Genomic DNA, 2,834 nt, shown 5'->3' on the forward strand with positions numbered 1-2,834 from the left:
ACGGCCGTTCCCGAGTCAACGGCCACCGTCCGCTCGATACCGGTGCCGACGAGCGGCTTCTCCGGACGCAGACAGGGCACCGCCTGACGCTGCATGTTGGCACCCATCAGCGCGCGGTTGGCGTCGTCGTGCTCGAGGAAGGGAATCAGCGAAGCGGCCACCGAAACGATCTGGCTCGGCGCAACGTCCATGTACTGCACGCGCGCAGACTCGGCGAGGATCGTTTCGCCCTTCTCGCGGCAGGTCACCAGTTCGTCCTGCAGGATTCCCGCGTCGCCCACTCCAGAATTGGCCTGGGCGATCAGGTAGGCTCCCTCCTCGATCGCCGACAGGTACTCGATCTGATCGCTGACCACGCCATCGACGACCTTGCGGTAAGGCGTTTCCAGGAAGCCGTATTCATTCGTCCGGGCAAACAGTGCGAGCGAGTTGATCAGGCCAATGTTCGGTCCTTCCGGCGTTTCGATCGGACAGACGCGACCATAGTGCGTCGGGTGCACGTCGCGCACCTCGAAGCCGGCCCGCTCGCGCGTGAGACCGCCCGGGCCAAGCGCCGAGACTCGCCGCTTGTGGGTGATTTCCGAGAGCGGGTTAGTCTGATCCATGAACTGCGACAACTGGCTCGAACCGAAAAACTCGCGCACGGCGGCGCTGATCGGCTTCGCGTTGATCAGATCGTGCGGCATCAGGTTGTCCGACTCCGCCTGCGACAAACGTTCCTTGACCGCCCGTTCGACGCGTACCAGGCCGGCCCGGAACTGGTTTTCCGCCAGCTCGCCGACCGAGCGTACCCGCCGGTTGCCGAGGTGATCGATGTCGTCGACCTCGCCCCGTCCGTTGCGCAGTTCGACCAGCAGGCGAATGACTTCGACGATGTCGCGCGGCGACAGCGTCAGTTGCTCGCGCACTTCGCCGGCCACGCCAGCCGCCTTCAACTGTTGCAGCAATTCGAGGGCAACGGCTTCGGTCAGATTTTCCGCGGCAGCACGCGGGCCATAGTTCAATTCACCCAACATCTGCTCGACGGAGGCCACTGGATCGCTCACCACATCGCCGATCAGCTTGACCACCGCATCGCGCCGGGCCGGCGCGTGCTTGACCATCACCTTGTGTTCAACAACCTCCTTGCGACCCACCCTGCGATTGAACTTCATCCGGCCAACCGTCGACAAATCGTAGCGGTCGTCCGAGTAGAACAAGGCATTGAAGAGCACTTCGACCGCTTCTTCGGTCGGCGGCTCGCCCGGCCGCATCATCCGGTAGATCGCGATGCGCGCCGCTTGCCGAGACATCGTGTCGTCCGCACGCAAGGTTTGCGAGATGAAACCACCCCGATCCAGGTCGTTGATGTACAGTGTGTGCAACTCATTGACGTTCGCCTCGACCAGTCTGGCGAGCAGCGTCTCGGTAATCTCCTCGTTCGCGTTGGCGAGAATCTCTCCACTTTCTTCGTCGATGATGTCCTCGGCAATCACCCGACCGATCAGGAAGTCGTCCGGTACGGCCACCTGCCTGATCCCCGCCGCGTCAAGCTCGCGTATGTGCTTCTGAGTGATTCGCTTGTCCTTGGCGATGATCAGCTTGCCGCTCGGGTCGTTGAAGTCGAAGCGGGCAACTTCGCCGCGTAGACGTTCCGGCACCAGTTCGAAGTCGACCGTCTTGCCGCCCAGGCAGAAGGTGTCGAAGTCGAAGAACTCACGCAGAATCTGCTCCGGCGTCAGACCGATCGCCTTGAGCAGCGTGGTGACCGGCATCTTGCGTCGGCGGTCGACGCGGAAGAAGAGCAGGTCTTTCGGATCGAACTCGAAGTCCAGCCAGGAGCCACGGTAGGGAATGACGCGCGCCGAAAAGAGCAGCTTTCCTGAACTGTGCGTCTTGCCCCGGTCGTGCTCGAAGAAAACGCCCGGCGAACGGTGCAACTGCGAAACGATGACACGTTCGGTGCCGTTGATGACGAACGAGCCAGTCGGCGTCATCAGCGGGATCTCGCCCATGTAGACCTCCTGCTCCTTCACCTCCTTGATCGTGTCGGGCGACTCGCGGTCAAGGATCACCAGACGTACCTTCGCGCGCAGCGCCGAGGCAAAGGTCAGCCCGCGCTGCTGGCACTCCTTGACGTCGAAAGTGGGATCGGAAAGGGCGTAGCTGACGAATTCCAGCCGGGCGTTGCCGCTATGGCTGACGATTGGAAAGATCGAGCTGAAAGCGGCCTGCAATCCCTGGTTCTTGCGCTGCGCCGCCGGAACGTTCGCCTGCAGAAAGGCAGAGAAAGACTCCAACTGGGTCGCCAGCAAGAACGGCACCTCGAGTACGCTGACTCTCTTGGCGAAGCTCTTGCGGATACGTTTCTTTTCGGTGTAGGAGTAGGTCATGGTCGCTCCGAACTCAAAAGGCAAATCCTTTGCTACACGCCGGGCGAGATCGGGTGACCTGCCGGTGCGCAACGGACAAAAGCAAGGCGGCTGGCGGCGAGAACCACCTGCGCCAATCGCGCTTGCGTTTGTGCGCTGCTCGCGCCTGAGGCTCGCGCCGGCGCCAGCGCGCTCGGCAAAAAGCCGTTTCCGGAAAAGCACAAAAGGCTGACAGCCAGCCGGCTGTCAGCCCAGCGTGCCAATCCGGGACTACTTGACCTCGACCTTCGCACCGACCTCCTCGAGTTGCTTCTTGAGGGCCTCTGCGTCTGCCTTGGAAATCGCCTCCTTGACCGCCTTCGGTGCACCATCGACCAGATCCTTCGCCTCCTTGAGGCCAAGACCGGTAGCCGCACGCACTACCTTGATCGTTTCGACCTTCTTCTCGCCGGCCGCCATCAACATCACCGTAAACTCGGTCTG

2 protein-coding genes are annotated in these 2,834 nt (G+C 62.0%); both read right to left on the reverse strand.

Annotated features, from left to right (window positions below; all coding sequences use genetic code 11):
* On the reverse strand, positions 1 to 2,372 hold a 2,372-nt coding region (gene rpoB / locus RKP46_RS15585; protein WP_311107482.1), incomplete at its 3' end, for a DNA-directed RNA polymerase subunit beta.
* 249 nt (positions 2,373 to 2,621) lie between these two features.
* On the reverse strand, positions 2,622 to 2,834 hold a 213-nt coding region (gene rplL / locus RKP46_RS15590), incomplete at its 5' end, for a 50S ribosomal protein L7/L12 (protein ID WP_311107483.1).

Source organism: Accumulibacter sp., assembly GCF_031732815.1.
In the GTDB taxonomy this organism is placed as follows: Bacteria; Pseudomonadota; Gammaproteobacteria; order Burkholderiales; family Rhodocyclaceae; genus Accumulibacter.